The sequence below is a fragment of the Streptomyces sp. NPDC048411 genome (assembly GCF_040704695.1).
Lineage (GTDB): Bacteria > Actinomycetota > Actinomycetes > Streptomycetales > Streptomycetaceae > Streptomyces.
Genome location: NZ_JBEZKL010000002.1, coordinates 108,412 through 123,717, shown reverse-complemented (window position 1 = coordinate 123,717; position 15,306 = coordinate 108,412). Strand labels below are relative to the sequence as shown.

At 70.6% G+C, this 15,306-nt stretch carries 15 protein-coding genes; 5 read left to right on the top strand and 10 right to left on the bottom strand.

Going from position 1 to position 15,306, the window contains the following annotated elements; all coding sequences use genetic code 11:
- Positions 1-133: 133 nt before the first annotated feature.
- A complete protein-coding gene (locus tag AB0915_RS01380; RefSeq protein ID WP_366689113.1) occupies positions 134-1,618 on the bottom strand; it encodes a penicillin-binding protein 2 in 1,485 nt (494 codons plus the stop codon).
- A 238-nt stretch (positions 1,619-1,856) separates the two neighbouring features.
- Positions 1,857-2,702, bottom strand: a complete 846-nt coding sequence (locus tag AB0915_RS01375) for an LLM class F420-dependent oxidoreductase (RefSeq protein ID WP_366689112.1) — start codon at positions 2,700-2,702, stop codon at positions 1,857-1,859.
- Between the two features lie 167 nt (positions 2,703-2,869).
- Here AB0915_RS01375 and AB0915_RS01370 point away from each other — a divergent pair, with 167 nt between their 5' ends.
- Entirely contained in the window at positions 2,870-4,615 is a 1,746-nt protein-coding gene (locus AB0915_RS01370; RefSeq protein WP_366689168.1) for a CehA/McbA family metallohydrolase, read from the top strand.
- On the opposite strand, the gene AB0915_RS01365 is transcribed toward AB0915_RS01370, so the two are convergent.
- The 7 genes from AB0915_RS01365 to AB0915_RS01335 all read right to left on the bottom strand — a co-directional run bounded on the left by AB0915_RS01365 (position 4,609) and on the right by AB0915_RS01335 (position 11,394).
- Complete coding sequence (locus AB0915_RS01365) at positions 4,609-6,063, bottom strand: APC family permease (protein ID WP_366689111.1); 1,455 nt, start codon at positions 6,061-6,063, stop codon at positions 4,609-4,611. The genes AB0915_RS01370 and AB0915_RS01365 overlap by 7 nt on opposite strands.
- Before the next feature lie 110 nt (positions 6,064-6,173).
- Positions 6,174-7,118, bottom strand: coding sequence for a PDR/VanB family oxidoreductase (locus tag AB0915_RS01360; protein WP_366689110.1), 945 nt, complete (start codon positions 7,116-7,118; stop codon positions 6,174-6,176).
- Between the two features lie 5 nt (positions 7,119-7,123).
- Positions 7,124-8,164: a Rieske 2Fe-2S domain-containing protein gene (locus AB0915_RS01355; protein ID WP_366689109.1), complete on the bottom strand. Its 1,041-nt coding sequence runs from the start codon at positions 8,162-8,164 to the stop codon at positions 7,124-7,126.
- Positions 8,165-8,232: 68 nt separating this feature from the next.
- Positions 8,233-9,024, bottom strand: coding sequence for an SDR family NAD(P)-dependent oxidoreductase (locus tag AB0915_RS01350; protein ID WP_366689108.1), 792 nt, complete (start codon positions 9,022-9,024; stop codon positions 8,233-8,235).
- Positions 9,021-9,443, bottom strand: coding sequence for a VOC family protein (locus tag AB0915_RS01345; RefSeq protein ID WP_366689107.1), 423 nt, complete (start codon positions 9,441-9,443; stop codon positions 9,021-9,023). The genes AB0915_RS01350 and AB0915_RS01345 overlap by 4 nt, the downstream gene beginning before the upstream one ends.
- A 5-nt stretch (positions 9,444-9,448) precedes the next feature.
- The gene (locus tag AB0915_RS01340; protein ID WP_366689106.1) at positions 9,449-10,543 is read right to left on the bottom strand and encodes a C45 family peptidase; all 1,095 of its coding nucleotides are present in this window, start codon (positions 10,541-10,543) and stop codon (positions 9,449-9,451) included.
- On the bottom strand, positions 10,540-11,394 hold the full coding sequence (locus AB0915_RS01335) for a polysaccharide deacetylase (RefSeq protein WP_366689167.1): 855 nt from the start codon (positions 11,392-11,394) through the stop codon (positions 10,540-10,542). Before AB0915_RS01335 ends, AB0915_RS01340 begins: the two co-directional genes overlap by 4 nt.
- Positions 11,395-11,649: 255 nt before the next feature.
- Here AB0915_RS01335 and AB0915_RS01330 point away from each other — a divergent pair, with 255 nt between their 5' ends.
- The 4 genes from AB0915_RS01330 (at position 11,650) to AB0915_RS01315 (ending at position 13,722) form a co-directional block, all read left to right on the top strand.
- Positions 11,650-12,123, top strand: a complete 474-nt coding sequence (locus tag AB0915_RS01330; RefSeq protein WP_366689105.1) for an Lrp/AsnC family transcriptional regulator — start codon at positions 11,650-11,652, stop codon at positions 12,121-12,123.
- A gap of 96 nt (positions 12,124-12,219) precedes the next feature.
- On the top strand, positions 12,220-12,735 hold the full coding sequence (locus AB0915_RS01325; RefSeq protein WP_366689104.1) for a DUF3995 domain-containing protein: 516 nt from the start codon (positions 12,220-12,222) through the stop codon (positions 12,733-12,735).
- Complete coding sequence (locus tag AB0915_RS01320) at positions 12,725-13,231, top strand: RNA polymerase sigma factor (protein WP_266984581.1); 507 nt, start codon at positions 12,725-12,727, stop codon at positions 13,229-13,231. Before AB0915_RS01325 ends, AB0915_RS01320 begins: the two co-directional genes overlap by 11 nt.
- On the top strand, positions 13,228-13,722 hold the full coding sequence (locus AB0915_RS01315) for a hypothetical protein (protein ID WP_366689103.1): 495 nt from the start codon (positions 13,228-13,230) through the stop codon (positions 13,720-13,722). Before AB0915_RS01320 ends, AB0915_RS01315 begins: the two co-directional genes overlap by 4 nt.
- 17 nt (positions 13,723-13,739) lie before the next feature.
- Here AB0915_RS01315 and AB0915_RS01310 read toward each other — a convergent pair whose 3' ends face one another.
- Entirely contained in the window at positions 13,740-15,305 is a 1,566-nt protein-coding gene (locus AB0915_RS01310; protein ID WP_366689102.1) for an APC family permease, read from the bottom strand.
- Position 15,306: the final 1 nt, after the last annotated feature.

Sequence of the window (15,306 nt, the reverse complement as noted above, 5' to 3'; positions counted from 1 at the left end):
ACGCGATGATCGCACAGATACTCCACCGAACAGATGCCCCTTCCCGCCGGGGTGCCGGCGGGCCCACTCCGCGAGGCGCCCCGGAAATCCTTGGGGTGGAGCACGACGGCCCCGTCGGAGGTTGGAGGCGGGACTACTTGCCCAGCACCGCCCGCATCACGCTCTTCGCGATCGGGCCGCCGAGGCGGCCGCCGGAGATGTCGGTGCGGGAGATGTCCATGTCCGTCGGGTCGATGAACACCGCGACGGCCACCGACTGCCCGTCGGGCTTCTTGCCGTAGGAGACGAACCAGCCGTACGGCACCTTGTCCTTCACGTTCACTCCGCGCTGCGCCGTTCCGGTCTTGCCGCCGACCGTGACCCCGTCGATCAGGGCCCGCTGCGCACTGCCTTCCCTCGCGGTGAACTCCATCATTTCCTGGACCTTCTTCGCCGTCCCCTCGGACACGGCCTGGCTCTTGAGCTTCGGCTCGTGCTTCTCCAGGGTCGACACATCGGGGCCGCGCAGCTCTTCGACGAGGTAGGGCTGCATCAGCTTGCCGTCGTTGGCGAGAGCGGCGGTCACCATGGCCATCTGCATCGGTGTGCTGGTCAGGCTGCCCTGGCCCATGCCGGTCAGAGCGGTTCCGGGCTTGTCCAGGCCGGTCGGGTAGAGGCTCTTGGTGGCGAGCATGTCGCCGAACTCGTCCGAGTAGACATCGGAGTTGAAACCGAACTTCTCCGCCGTCTCGCGCATCTTGTCCGCGCCGACCTTGGACGCCGCATCGAGGAAGACGTTGTTGCAGGAGTGCTGCATGGCGGTCTTCATCGACGCCTTGTTGCAGACGGCGTCACCCGCCTCACTGCTGATCTTGTTCGAGGAGAGCGGCAGGGGGTACGGGGAGACCGCGTCGGACGCGGCGTCGACATCCGTGACCACGCCGTTCTCCAGGGCCGCGGCCGCTGTGAGGATCTTGAAGGTGGAGCCGGGCGGGAAGGTCTCGCGCAGTGGGCGGTTGGCCAGCGGCTTGCTCTTGTCCTTGACGAGCGCCTGGAACCGGTCGCTCTCCTTGAACGTGTTCCCGGCGAAGACGGACGGGTCGTACGAAGGGGTGGAGACGAGCGCCAGGACCTTGCCCGTGCGCGGATCGAGCGCGACGACCGCGCCCCGGGCGCCGAGGTCGGTCAGTCCCTTGTAGCCGGCTTCCTGCGCCTTGGGGTCGATGGTGGTGATCACATCGCCGCCGCGGCGCTGCTCACCGGTGAGGATGTCCTTGGCGTGCCGGAAGGCGAACCGGTCGTCCTGGCCGCTGAGGACGGTGTCGTACGTCTTCTCCAGGAGGGACATGCCCTGCGCCTGGGAGGCGTAGCCGGTGACGGGGGCGTACATCGCGCCCTGCTTGAAGCTCCGCTGGTACGTGAAGTCCGTGCCGTCGACCGCTTTGGAGCCGGTGATCGCCTTGCCGCGGACAATGATGTCGCCGCGCGGAGTGGCGAACTGGGCGATCTGCACCCGGCGATTGTGTGTGTCGGTGGAGAGCGCCTCGCGCTGGAAGTACTGGAGCCAGTTCGTCCGCAGCAGCAGGGCCATCACCAGCAGCCCGCAGAAGATGGCTATGTGCCGCAACGGCCTGTTCATCGTCCCCCCGTTCCCCGGAACCGTTTCGATCTTCAACAGTGGAAGATGCGCATGCCGGGCGAACGGTTGCACCGGCGGGCGGGCCCGCGGAAGGGGGCGCGGGCCCGCCCGGCCGGGGTTGTCGATCATTCCCGATCCCCGGCCCCCGAGAGACATGGCGCGCCCGTCCTCCCGGAGGTGCGCAGCGGACATCACCCGAGCGGTCCCCGCCCGCGATGCTGTCCCGGCCCTGCCTCGGTCACAGATACTGTGCGTAATCGTCGAGGGTGCGCAGGACCTCTGCTCCCCCCGCCGGGGGAAGCTGCAGGACGACCTCCTCGACGCCCAGGTCCGCGTAGTGCGCCAGCTTCCCCGCGCTCGGCAGCACCGCGTACGGCACCACGTGGAGCTGCTTCGGGTCCCGGCCTGCAGACTCCCAGGCCTCGCGCAGAACGGGCACCGATTCCGTCAGTCCCCGGCCGCCGATCGGGAGCCAGCCGTCCGCGTACTCCGCGATATGAGCGAACAGCTTCGGGCCGGCCGCGCCGCCGATCAGGGTGCGCGGGCCGGTCACTGGGCCGCGCGCCTCCTGGACCGGCTTCGGGTACGCATGGCTGGCCCGGACGGACCCGAACTCGCCCTCGTAACCCGTGGGTTCGTCCGCCCACAGGGCGCGCATCAGCGCCATACGGTCGCGGCCCAGCTCCCGCCGGGTCCGCCAGGTCACTCCGTGGTCCGCGGCCTCCTCGACATTCCAGCCGAAGCCGAGTCCGAGCGTGAACCTGCCGCCGGAGAGGTGGTCGAGCGTGGCGATCCGCTTCGCCAGGTCGATCGGGTCGTGCTGGGCGATCAGGGTGATGCCGGTGCCGAGCGTCAGCCGCTCCGTCACCGCGGCCGCCTGGCCGAGGGCGACGAACGGGTCGAGCGTGCGGCCGTACTCGGGCGGGAGATCGCCGCCCGCCGGATACGGGGTGTCCCTGCTCACCGGGATGTGCGTGTGCTCCGGCAGATAGAGCCCGGCGAATCCCCGCTGTTCGAGCTCGCGCGCGAGCCGTACCGGCGTGATCGTCTCGTCGGTGAGGAAGATCGTTGTGGCGATCCGCATGCGAGAACACCTCCGTCGTCGTCTGGCCCCAACTTAGACCGACCGGCACGTGGGGGGTGGGAGAAGGAGCGGGGCTGGGTGCGTGCAGCTGCAGGGCTATGGGGGAGTTGTTGACTGACGACAACGCCGCAGATGTGCGCACCCAGCCCCGCGACGCCACCTCCCATGTGCCGGTCGGTCTTATCGGTGCCGATCAGGGGGAGCCCGTAACGTTGCCCACTGTGAGTTTCGCGAACGCCGCACCCGGCAAGGAGGGCGGCACGGACCGGGCCGACCTGACGAAGACCGTGCGCGGCACCCTGCCGACCGGGTCGCCCGACTTCGTCTATCTGCCGGTCGACGTGCCCCGCGGCGTACGGGAGATCGCCGTCTCGTACACGTACGTGAAGACGCCCGTCCCGGCCGGCGCCCAGGGCAACGCCCTCGACATCGGCATCTTCGACGAGCGCGGCACGGAACCGGGCGGGCCCGGGTTCCGGGGCTGGTCCGGCGGGGCGCGTGACGGCTTCTTCATCCGGGCGGACGAGGCGACACCCGGCTATGTCGCGGGTCCGGTGCGGGCCGGGACCTGGCACATCGCGCTGGGCCCGTACACCGTCGCGCCCGAGGGTCTCCCGTACGAGGTGACGATCACCCTCCGTTTCGGCGAGGCCGGCACCACTCCGACGCCCGTGTACCCGCCCGAGCACGCCGGAGGACGCGGCCGCGCCTGGTACCGCGGGGACTGCCATCTGCACTCCGTCCACTCGGACGGCAAGCGCACCCCCGCCGAGATCGCCACCGCCGCGCGCGCCGCCGGGCTCGACTTCATCAACAGCAGCGAGCACAACACCCACACCGCGCACAGCGCCTGGCAGGGGCTGTGGGGCGACGATCTGCTCATCCTGACGGGCGAGGAGATCACCACGCGCAACGGTCATGTGATCGCGCTCTCCACCGACCCCGGCACCTTCGTCGACTGGCGCTACCGGGCCCGCGACAACCGCTTCGGGCACTACGCGAAGGCCGTCCGCCGGGCGGGCGGCCTGGTCGTCCCCGCCCATCCGCACGCCACCTGCATCGGCTGCCACTGGAAGTTCGGCTTCGGCGAGGCGGACGCGGTGGAGGTATGGAACGGGCCGTACACCCCGGAGGACGAGATCGCGCTCGCCGAGTGGGACAACTCCCTCGTCGCGGCCGTCCGCGCGTCGAAGCCGTGGATCCCGGCGATGGGCAACAGCGACGCACACCGCGAGCCGGACACCGTGGGGCTGCCGCAGACCGTCGTCCTCGCCGAGGAGCTCTCGCGCGACGCGATCCTCGCGGGCATCCGGGCCGGGCGCTCGTACATCGCCGAGTCGTCCGCGGTCGCCCTCTCCTTCGGCGTATCGGACGGGCGCGGCGGGCACGCGGGGATCGGTGAGCGGCTGCGGGCCGGCGCGGACGGTCCGGTCACCGTACGGCTGGAGGTCACCGGGGTGCCCGGCTGCACTGCCCACTTCGTCACGGACCAGGGCACGCTGTTCACCTCCACCCTGCCGGAGTCGGGCTCGGGCACGGTGGAGTGGCGTACGACCCCGATGTACGCCGCCTATGTCCGTGCCGAGGTCCGCCACCCGGCGACGGTGCCGGGGCTGCCAGGGGCACCGGCGGCGCTCACCAATCCGGTGTTTCTGGATATCTCCTCATGCCTGGCCACCCTCTGGTTCGAGACGACGCACGCCTCCGACGAGAAGCTGCCGTTACGCCTGGACCCCGACCACCACACCCTGCACCGGGTCCCGCGCCGCGACGCGGGCACCCACCTGGCCGACGAGGTGAAGTCCGCGATGTCGATCTCGAGCTGGTCCACGGCGACGACCCGCTCCCCGGCCGCGTTCGTACGCAAGGAACTGGACGTCGCCAAGGAGCGGGTGAACGCACCGGGTTACTGACGCACGGCCTGATCGTCACGCCGCTGCGGCCGTCGGTTCCGGTCCTGCACCTTGGTCCGGTACAGCCAGAGCAGCACCCCGGTCGTCAGCACCGCAAGGGCGATGCCGAGCTCTTTGTAGCCGCCGTACCCGGTGACCGAGAAGCCGGTCGCGCCGACGACCAGCACGACCGACATCGACGCGGCCAGCAGCCAGGCCAGGGGGACGAAGAGCCGGTGCAGCCGGATCGGCCGGGGCAGGTCCGGCCGGTCCCTGCGCAGCAGCGCGAACCCGGAGATGGCCAGGATGTGCGTGAGGATGTAGCCGAGGTTCCCGGTGACCAGGATGGCCAGCGGGGTTTTCAGGACCACCAGCACCAGCACATTGATGACGAGGGCGACCACCAGGGCACGGGCAGGGACACCACGCCGGTCGAGGACACCCATCTGCCGGATCGTGGTGCCTTCCTTGCCCATGTTGAACAGCACCCGTGAGCCGTCTGCCAGCCCCGTGATCATGATGAGCAGCAGCGAGGCGATGAGGAAGACGGTCATCAGACCGCCTGCCCCGCCGACCAGTTGACGGAACGCGCCGATGTAGAAGGTCGTCGGCTCCTCACCGATCGTCTGCTCCCCCAGGTATCCGGAGAGCGCGAGCGGCAGCAGGACGAACACACCAAGGGAGAACAGCACTCCGGCGCGCAGGGCCCGGGAGGTGTCGCGGACGGTGTCCTTGTACTCCGGAGCGAAGGTCGCGCAGACCTCCACGCCGAACGAGGTCCATGCCATGACGTACAGCCAGACGAGCGCCTCGCGGACACCGCTCAGCCCGTGCAGGTCCCAGTGGAGTCCGGCCGTGGACCATTCACCGCTGAAGAACGGCACCACGAGGAAGACCGCGAGCGGCACCATCAGCATGCCGCCGGTCAGGTAGATCACCCACATCGCGACATGCAGCCCGATCATGGCGGCGCAGAACAGCAGCACGATGACGGCCAGGCCGACGACGATGGGGAAGCTGAGCTGCGCGGGTCCGAGTTCAACGGTCCAGGTCTGGTCGGGGAACCACTGGGCCTGGACGAACGAGCCGATGATGCCCGCGTAGATGGCGAGCGACGTCGTCCACGGGAACCAGTAGCCGACGCTGGCCAGCGGGCCGACGACCGGGGCACGCGACTTCCAGCCCTCGGTGGCGTAATGGGCGATGCCTCCGGACGATTCGGGGAACATCGCGGCGAGCTCGGTGTAGATCCAGTTGGTGGCCGTGGCCAGCACCATGGAGACCGCCCACAGGACGATGGCGCCCCAGGCACCTAGACCTCCGATCGACGCGCCGAGCGAGGCGACGAGGGCGGCGGGCATCGTCAGCGACATGGCGAAACCGTCGTACCAGCGCATGCGTTTGGCGAGGGCGGGCTGTTCCTGCCCGGTGCCTGCGGTGTCCTCGGACGACGTGGCGAGGTGGGACATGGATGACCCCTTGGGAGAGCGCACGGAGTGCAGGGAGGAGAAGGGGGCCGACGGTTCCGGTGAACGCACCGGAACCGTCCGGCAGGTGCGGGGAGGCGTGTCCGTCCGGCTCAGAGGTCGAGGACGAGTTGTGCCCCGCGGCAGCGGGATACGCAGATCAGCATCGTGGTGCCGGCTTCCTGTTCCTCCGGCGTGAGCAGTGCGTCGCGGTGGTCGAGGACCCCGTCGATCACCGCGGTCTCGCACGTGCCGCAGATGCCCGCCTCGCAGGAGGACGGCACCTCGCCGCCCGCGGCCCGGATCGCGTCCAGGACGCTGGTGCCGGCAGGCACGTGCAGATCGAGACCGGTGCGGGCCAGCCGCACCTCGAAGGCGTGGTCGCCGTCCGGGGATCCGGCCGGATCCGGGGCGGTGAAGCGTTCGGTGTGGACCGGGCCCGGGTGCAGTGCATGCACGGCGTCGAGCAGGCCGCCGGGGCCGCACGCGTACACCGTCGCGTCCGGCGCCGTGGCCAGGTATCCGGCCAGGTCGGGTCGGCCCGCCTCGTCCTGCGGGACGACGGTGACCCGGTCCGGCGGGAGCTCGTCCAGGAACGCCATCGTGGCGCGGGACCGGCCGCCGTACAGCATGCGCCAGGGCTTGCCGAGAGCGGTCAGGCGACGGGCCATGGCCAGCAGTGGGGTGATCCCGATGCCGCCCGCCACCAGGAGGTATTCGGGGGCATCGACCAGTTCGAAGTGGTTACGGGGCTCCGAGACCGCGACCGTGGCCCCCGCCCGGATCCTCTCGTGCACGGCCGCCGAACCGCCGCGCCCGTCCGGCACGCGCAGCACGGCGATCCGGTAGTGGCCGGTGTCGTCCGGGTCCGAGCACAGCGAGTACTGCCGGACGATCCCCGGCTCCACGTGGAGATCCACATGAGCGCCGGGTGTCCAGTGCGGGAGCGGGGCGCCGGAGGGGTCGGCGAGCGTCAGGGACAGCACCCCGTCGGCGGCGGCCACCGCTTCCCGTACCTCCAGCAGCCGGGTACCGGCCGGGGCCGCCACATCACACACGCGGCTCATGGGGCCACGCCGTCCGCCGCCTCGACGTGCCGCGCCGTGCGGTTCATCAACTCGGCGAACGCACGACGATAGTTGAGGGTGAACAGATCAGCAGGGACGGAGAACTCCGGCACCTCCGCGTCCCAGGGCACCTCGCGCGGCGAGAGGTTCTCGACGACGGGCATGTCCTCCAGGTAGACCATTTCCTCGACCCGCAGGCACTCCTCCAGGGAGTCGCCCTTGAAGTCGCGGTCGTTGGCGACTCCCCAGAAGATCTTGACCTGCTCGTACGACACCGGGGACGGAAAGCCGGCGACGACCCGGAGCCCGGCCTGCTCGTAGTGGTAGCTGATGCCGGCGAAGCCGGGGGCCGTGCAGTGGTACGCCATCATGCAGTCGCCCTGGTTCGCCCAGTCGCCGTCACCGGCGTCCAGCGGGCGCTCCATGTGGACGTCGATGCCGTCGCGCCGCACCTGGAGCGGTTCGACGACCTCCGGGGTCGGTCCCATCGACACCTGGTGGACGAACGGGAAGTGGGCGACGTCGCGGAAGTTCTCAATCGCGGCCGCGACACCGGTCGGCGAGTTCAGCGGGTCGGCGGCCAGCCAGACCAGGTCGTGGCCGTGCCACTCCTCGGGGTCATACAGCTCCACGACTGGCTCCTCCAGCGCCGTCCACACGTGCCCGAACCGCTCCACGGCCGGGTAGCTGCGGATCGCCGCCTTCGGCGGGATCTTCGACTGGTCGGGCAGCGAGGGCACATACGTGCAGCCGCCTTCGGCGCCGTCGAACCGCCAGCCGTGGTACGGGCAGCCGATCGACCCGCCGGTGACCTTGCCGAGCGACAGATCGGCGCCCCGGTGCGGACATCGGCGGGCGGTGACCCGGGCGGTCCCGCCGGCGTCACGGAAGACCACGAGCTGCTCGCCGAGCAGCACGGCGGGTTCCGGCGTGGCCAGGTCGACGGAGCGGGCCACCGGGAACCAGGAGTGGCGCATGGCGCGCTCGGCCTGCTCCCGTTTGGTCAGCGGGGCGGTGGTGGTGAGGGGAGTGGACATGAGGGATCGTCCTGATTCGCGAGGGAGCCGAACGAACTACGGCCCGGACAGGTGGGGTTGGGGGCGGCTCAGATGCCGACGAGCAGAGCGCCGCCGTTGACGGGGATGGTCTGGCCGGTGACGAACGCACCGGTGTCGGCGGCCAGGAAGGCGACCGTCTCGGCGATCTCGTACGGCTGGGCGAGTCGGCCGACGGGGACGGCGGCGACCTCGTCCGCGTAGTTCTCCGGCGGCACCATCCGGGTGGCGACCGCGCCCGGGGTGACCGCGTTGACGGTGATCCGCTCGGCCGCGAACTCCTTCGCGAGGGTCTTCATCAGGCCCAACTGCCCGGCCTTGGAAACCATGTAGCCGTAGGAGTGCCCGTCGGGGACCTGGCCCCACTGGGAGGAGACGAACACCACGCGGGCGGCAGCGCTGCGGCGCAGATGCGGCAGAGCGGCCCGAGTCAGGTACAGCGGGGCGCGTACGTTGACAGCGAGAAGCCGGTCGAAGTCGGCGTCGTCGGTGTCGGCGAGCCCGGTCATGGAGAACATCAGGCCCGCGTTGTGGACCAGGATGTCCAGCCCTCCGAGCGCCGCCGCAGCGGACTCGATCAGGGCGTCGGCGCCTTCGCGGGAGGTGATGTCGGTGGTGAAGGTATGTGCCCGGCCGCCCGCCTGCTCGACGGCGGCGGCGGTCTCCGCCAGCTCCGCCGCGTCCAGGTCGGCGAGCGCGACCGTGGCCCCGCGGCCGGCGAGGGTCAGCGCGTGGGCGCGGCCCATGCCCCGTGCCGCACCGGTGATCAGTGCGGTCCGCCCGGTCAGATCGTGTACGGAGCCGGGGGCGCGGACCTCCCCGTGCACGGCGGCGGTGCTCATGCGGCGGCCTCGGGGTGCGGCTCGGTGACGTACAGCATGTTGCCGTCGGGGTCATAGAACGGCCGGTAGCGGTACCAGACGCCGCTCGGGTGCTTCCAGACGATCTGCTGGTCGGTGACCCATTCGACCTTGCCGTCCAGTTCGGCGACGGCCGCGTCGAGATCGTCGACCTCGAAGGCGAAGGAGTCGAGGCCGGGCGCGTTCTCGGCGTTGACCTCGGTGCGGCGGGGGGCGTGCTCGCCGGCCTCGGAGGTGAAGAGGTAGAGAGTGACGTTGCCCAGGTCGATGGCGGCCCAGCCCTCCTCCGGCTCGTACGGCAGGTGGAACGGAAGCCCGAGGACCCCGTGGTAGAAGTCCGCGAGCCGCGGGACGTCGCGGCTGAGGATGTCCATGTTGTCGATGCGCTTGAGCTGCAACACGCCGATCACTCCTTGTCGTTCGCTGTGTGGTGGGTGCACGGGGGCCCGGGGATCACCCGCAGGGCGCGGGCTCCCGTGTCGAGGAAGACGGTCGCCAGGGTCCGGAACTCGTTTGGGCCGGGCGTCGCGGGATGGACGCACACCCCGCCGGTGTGGTCGCCGAGCGCGGCCAGTGCCTCGTCCGCGGTGAGGTCGGCGCCCCTGCCGTGGAGCCGGCGGCGCAGCACCTCGTACCGGACGAGCGTGTCCGGGTCGGTGACGGGTTCGGTGTCGCCGTCCGCGCCGGGCCGGGTCAGGAAGTGGTTGGTGTGGATCAGCAGGCCGTCCGGGTCGGGCAGTACATGCCCGATGCCGCCGGGCCGCAGCTCCGCCGCGATCGCCGTCTTTCCGGCCGCTTGCCCGCCGACCACGGTGAGGGTGGTGGATCCGGTGGCACCGGCGGTCGCCGCGCTCCCGGCGATCCGCAGGGCGTCGGTGACGGTGCCCGACTCGTCGAGCAGCCGTCGCGCCACGACATGGACGGGTACACCCATCCCTGCGCCGTCTTCGCCGTGGTGCAGGATGTTGAACAGGCAGCCCACGCCTCGGTCGTTGATGCCGATCTTGCCGACCACGCCGAACTCGGTGAGGGTGCGGGTGCGGCGGCCGTCCGGGTGCGGGATCTCCCACTCGACCCAGCTGTCCGCGAGGGACTCGTACCAGTCCCAGTTCTGCCCGGCGACCGGTTCCTGACCGGGCCTGCCGAGCGCCACCACGGTCGTGCACTCGCCCCGTCCGGGCCCGCGCCGCCCCGAGGCCAGTATCTCCGTGCGGGCGTTGAGTGCGGCCACCCGGTCCACCGGCAGTCCCGCTCCCTCGGCGATGCCCCGGATCTCCTGTGCCAGCTCCGGCGCCCAGGCGTGGATGCGGGTCAGGGCCTGCGCACCGGCGGCGTCCGGATCCGCGACACCGGCGCGTGCGAAGAGCGCCAGATACGCGTCGGACGTCGCCCGCACCCGGTCCCGCCAGTGCTCGCCGAACTCCCGGCCCCGCGCGTGCGGTCCGAGGACCGCCGAGGTGAACCGGTGGTGTCCGTGCGGTCCTGCGCCGGCGCCCGTCATGACGCCTCCAGCAGCGGTCGCACATGGGCGGCGACCTCGGCGAGCGGCGCCTGCCAGGTTCCGCCGCGGCGCCCCATCTCCTCGACCAGCCGCACCAGTTCGGCGAACCGCTGCGGGCGGCCGATGACCTCCGGATGCATGGTGTACGTGACGTGCCGCCGCTCTGCGTGCGCCGATGCGAACTCCGTCAGCCAGGAGCTGTAGAGCTCGCCGGGGGCCGCGGTGTTTCCGCCGGTGTCGATGTTCCAGCCGTACCGGGGCCAGTCGTCCAGGGACCAGTGCACCGGCAGCTCCAGCAGCGAACGCCCCTGCCAGGTCTCCCAGTACGGGCGGTCGTCGCCCATGCAGGAGGAGTCGTACGCGAACCCGTGCTCCACCAGCAGGTCGAACGTCTCCGGGGTCAGCTCCCAGGAGGTCGAGCGGTATCCGGCCGGGACCGGGGCTCCCACCCGGTCGAGCGCTTCGAGCCCGCGCTCGATCTCCTCGCGCTGCTTCTTCGCGCCCGCCTTGTCGCTGCGCAGATGCAGATGCCCGTGGTGGGCGACCTCGTGCCCACCGTCGAGGATCGCGCGGACGGTGTCGGGATGAAGCTCGGCGGTGTGACCGGGCACGAAGAACGTGGCCCGGACGGAGTGGGCGGCGAGCAGCCGCAGAATCCTGGGCACCCCTCGGACCACCCCGTACCGCCCCTCCGAGAGGGTGGTCAGCCGGCGGGCGTACGAGGGGCCCTCGCCGAGCCAGCCGGCCTCGGCATCGACGTCGAAGGTGAGGGACACCGCCGCGTCGGTACCACCGGGCCAGGCGAAATCAACGGGTTCGGAGAGCTCTTTGAGCGGCTCTGCCAGATGCATCGTCACGACTCTCTTCCGTACGCGACCACCAGGGACAACTACGGGCAACTACGCATTGCGCAGCACTTCAAGGGAATGGCTACGCGTTGCCACATGCGTGTCAGCGTACGATGCGCAATCCACCCTTACAAGAGGATGGACGCCACGTAATCCAGAGGAGAATCAGCCGTTTCTACGCATTGCCCGCTGCCGCTCGCCCCACTGCTGCGCAATGCGCGGCAGACTGTCGCCCGCAGAATGCCTAGGATCGACACCATGACCGACCTGGACGACCTCGATCACGCGATCATCGCGGCCCTGGAAGAGGACGGCCGCCGCGCCTTCCGCGAAATCGCCCGCTCGCTCAATGTCTCCGAGGGGACCGTGCGGGCCCGCTACCGGCGGCTGGAGGAGACCGGCGTACTCAAGATCGCCGCCTTCGCCGACCCGGGCCATCTGCGCACCGGCCGACTGGCGCTGCTCTTCCTCCGGGTCGCCCCCGCCCACCACGACGCGGTGGTGGCCGCACTCAGCCGTCACCCGGAGATCAGCTACGTCTCCACGACACTGGGCAGGGCGGACGTCTTCGCCCAGGTTCTCGTCCAGGACGACAACGAACTGTGGAGGTTCCTGCAGAACCAGGTGCGCCCGCTGGAAGGGGTCCTGGACACCGAGGCGGTGCTCGAAGTGGCCGTCCACAAGCTGTGGTTCAACGGTCGGGTGCCGCTGTCACCGGCCCCCGCGCCATGAATCGCCACACGTCGCGATGACCAGGGAACGAATCCCCGGTCCGGCTCCTCTGTGGGGTGACGCAACCCGTCACCCGTTCTTCGCAGAGGAGCCGTCATGCGCCCGACCCGCCCCCTCGCCACCCCCACCGCGCTCGCCGCCGCCATCGCCGCGGTCCTGACCACGGACGCCCTGCTGCACCTCTTCTGGTCCACCGGCTCCACCTGGCCCGCGCAGGACGTCACGACGCTCTCGTACGCGGTACTGGGCGCCGACGTGCCGTTCACCCCGCCGGTCCTGCTCCCCCTGGCCACCGTGCTGCTGGCCGGATCCGCACTGGTCGTGGCGCGCGCCCGGCTCGGCCGCCGCCACCGCCTCGGCCGACTCCTGCAGGCAGCGACACTGGCGGTCGGCTGCGGTACGGCGGTCCGCGGACTGGCGGGCGTCGCCTGGGCGTTCGGCGTACGGGCGGGTCTCGACGACGGGGCGGGAGACACGTTCTACTGGCTCAACCTGACCCTGTACACGCCCTTGTGCCTGGCCATGTCCATGGCCGCGTTCCGCCTGGCGGCAACGGACGACTCCACGAAGAACGAGACCGCGACGGAGGAAGCCCCCGCCCGTGTCCGATGACCACGACCGCGCGGTGCTGCTGGTACGCGCCGCCCAGCGCGGCGACACGATCGCCATGAACGAACTCCTCGACCTCCTCATCCCGTACGCGGGCCGCATCTGCACGCCCATCGCGCTCGCCGACGGACCGGACGCCGTGCAGGAGACCCTGGTCGCCGTCTTCCGCGGTCTGCGGACGCTGAAGGAACCGGCCGCACTCTACGGCTGGGTGCGCGCGATCGCCTGCCGCGAAGCGGTCCGTGTCGCCCGCCGCACCGCCCGCGCCGTCCCCGCCGACCTCACCTCGCTGCCCGGCCGCGGCGACCCGCAGCTGGCCGCCGACATCGACGACACCCTCGCCCGACTCTCCCCCGAACACCGCGCGGTCCTGGTCCTGCGCGACATCGAGGGCTTCGACGAACAGTCCGCCGCCGCACTGCTCGGCCTGCGCGTAGGCACCGTGAAGTCACGGCTGCACCGGGCCCGGGACTCCTTCAGGAAGGCTTGGTCGTCATGACCGACAACCACCCCGCCCCGGGCTCCGTGCCGCAGCCCGTCGCAGCCGGCCTCGACCCGGTCCGCCGCCTGCACACCCTCGCGGCGGGCGTCCGCGGGGCCCGTGTCACCACCCGCGAGATCGCCGCCCCGTACGACACGATCGCCCCGCTCCTCGCGGACCTGGACGGCGAACTGGCCTGCCTGGTCCCGGACATGCGCGGCCTGCGCCTGACCCGCGCCGACGGCGACCGCATCGAGGCCGTGGCCGTGGGCCGCCTCGGCCTGCGGGCCCGCTTCGACGGCATCCGCCGCCCCGGCTGGGTATGGCTGCAGAGCCGCTTCCTCCTGATCGGTATGGCGGCCACTGCGTCCGCCACCGCTCCGGATCACACCCTGGTGGCGTTCACCGGCGGCGTCCGCGTCCCGGGCCACGCCGCCCTGCTTCCCGTGGCCGTGGGGCGGGCGGGGCGACGGGTGCTGGGACGGCTGGAGGAGCGGGTGGCGGGGTGACCGCTCGGGGCAGGCCGTCAGTCCTCGACGACGAGCGCCGGGGTGTCCTTCGTCAGCACCTCGCCACGGAAGAACGAGGGGCTCCTGCGCTGCATCGCCATCATCAGCACCACACCGAGCAGCAGCAGCCCCACACCGATCACGAACACCGAACCGACCCCGAAGACCGCCGAGCCGGAGCCGTACGCCGGGTTCCACATGTCGTAGAGGGTCTTGCCGAAGACCGCGGTGAGCAGGATGCCGCCGAGGACCGGGAAGAGGCCCTTGAAGGCGAAGTCACGGGCGGAGCGGAAGATCTCGTTGCGGAAGTACCAGGCGCAGGCGAACGCCGTCAGCGCGTAGTAGAAGCAGATCATCAGGCCGAGCGCGTAGATCGTGTCGACCAGGACGTGCTCGCTGACCAGGGACATGACCGTGTAGAAGACGCCGGTGGAGACACCCGCGATGACCGTGGCCTTGCCGGGGGTCTTGAAGCGGGGGTTGACCCGGGCGAAGGAGGCCGGCAGGGCCTCGTACGTGGACATCGCCAGGACCGTACGGGCAACGGGGAGGAAGGTGGTCTGCAGGCTGGCCGCGGCCGAGGCGAGGACGGCGACGAACAGCAGGATGCCGAGGCCCGGGCCCATGATCGGGCCGGCCAGTGCGGCGAAGACGTTGTCGGAGGTGTCCGGGTTGGCCAGGCCGAGACCGGTGGTGCCGGAGCCGACGGCCATCTGGGCGGCGACGCCGGTCGCCAGGTAGGAGCCGACCAGGACGACCATCGCGATGAGTGCGGCGCGCCCGGGGGTCTTCTCGCTGCCGACGGTCTCCTCATTGATGGTCAGGCAGGCGTCCCAGCCCCAGTACATGAAGATCGACAGGGAGAGGCCGGCGGTGAAGGTGGCGAAGGAGTCGACGGCGAAGGGGTTCAGCCAGGACAAGGAGAAGTCGGCGCCGGTCGGGAAGTCGATGCTGCCCGCCTTCTGGATGGCCATGACCACGAAGATCGCGAGGACCGTGAGTTGGAGGCCCACCAGGGCGTACTGGACGCCCTTGGTCGCGGTTATGCCGCGGTAGCTGATCGCGGTCGCGACGGCGATGAAAGCGAGACAGGTGACGATGTGGACGGCCTTGTTGCCGTCCAGGGCGGCGATCTGGTCGCTGCCCGTGATCTCACCGGCCAGCAGCCAGAAGAACGAGGTCGCGACCCCGGCGAGGTTCGACAGCACGATGATCGTCGCAATGACCAGGCCCCAGCCGCACATCCAGCCGATCTTCGGGCCGAAGGCCTTCACGGTCCAGGTGAAGGAGGTGCCGGCGTCCGGCATGACCTTGTTGAGCTCGCGGTACGCGAAGGCGACCAGGAGCATCGGCAGGAAGCCGGCCAGGAAGACCGCAGGCATCTGGACGCCGACCTCGCCCGCGGTGGAGCCGAGGGTGGACGTGAGGCAGTAGACGGGGGCAACGGTCGAGATGCCGATGACCGCACTGCCCATCAGACCGACGGAGTTGCCGCCCAGGCCCTTGCTGCGAACACCGCCGTCAGCCGGGGTGGCGCCCCGGCCCGTGTCTCCGGCCTGCGGCCGCACGTCCAACTGAGTCATA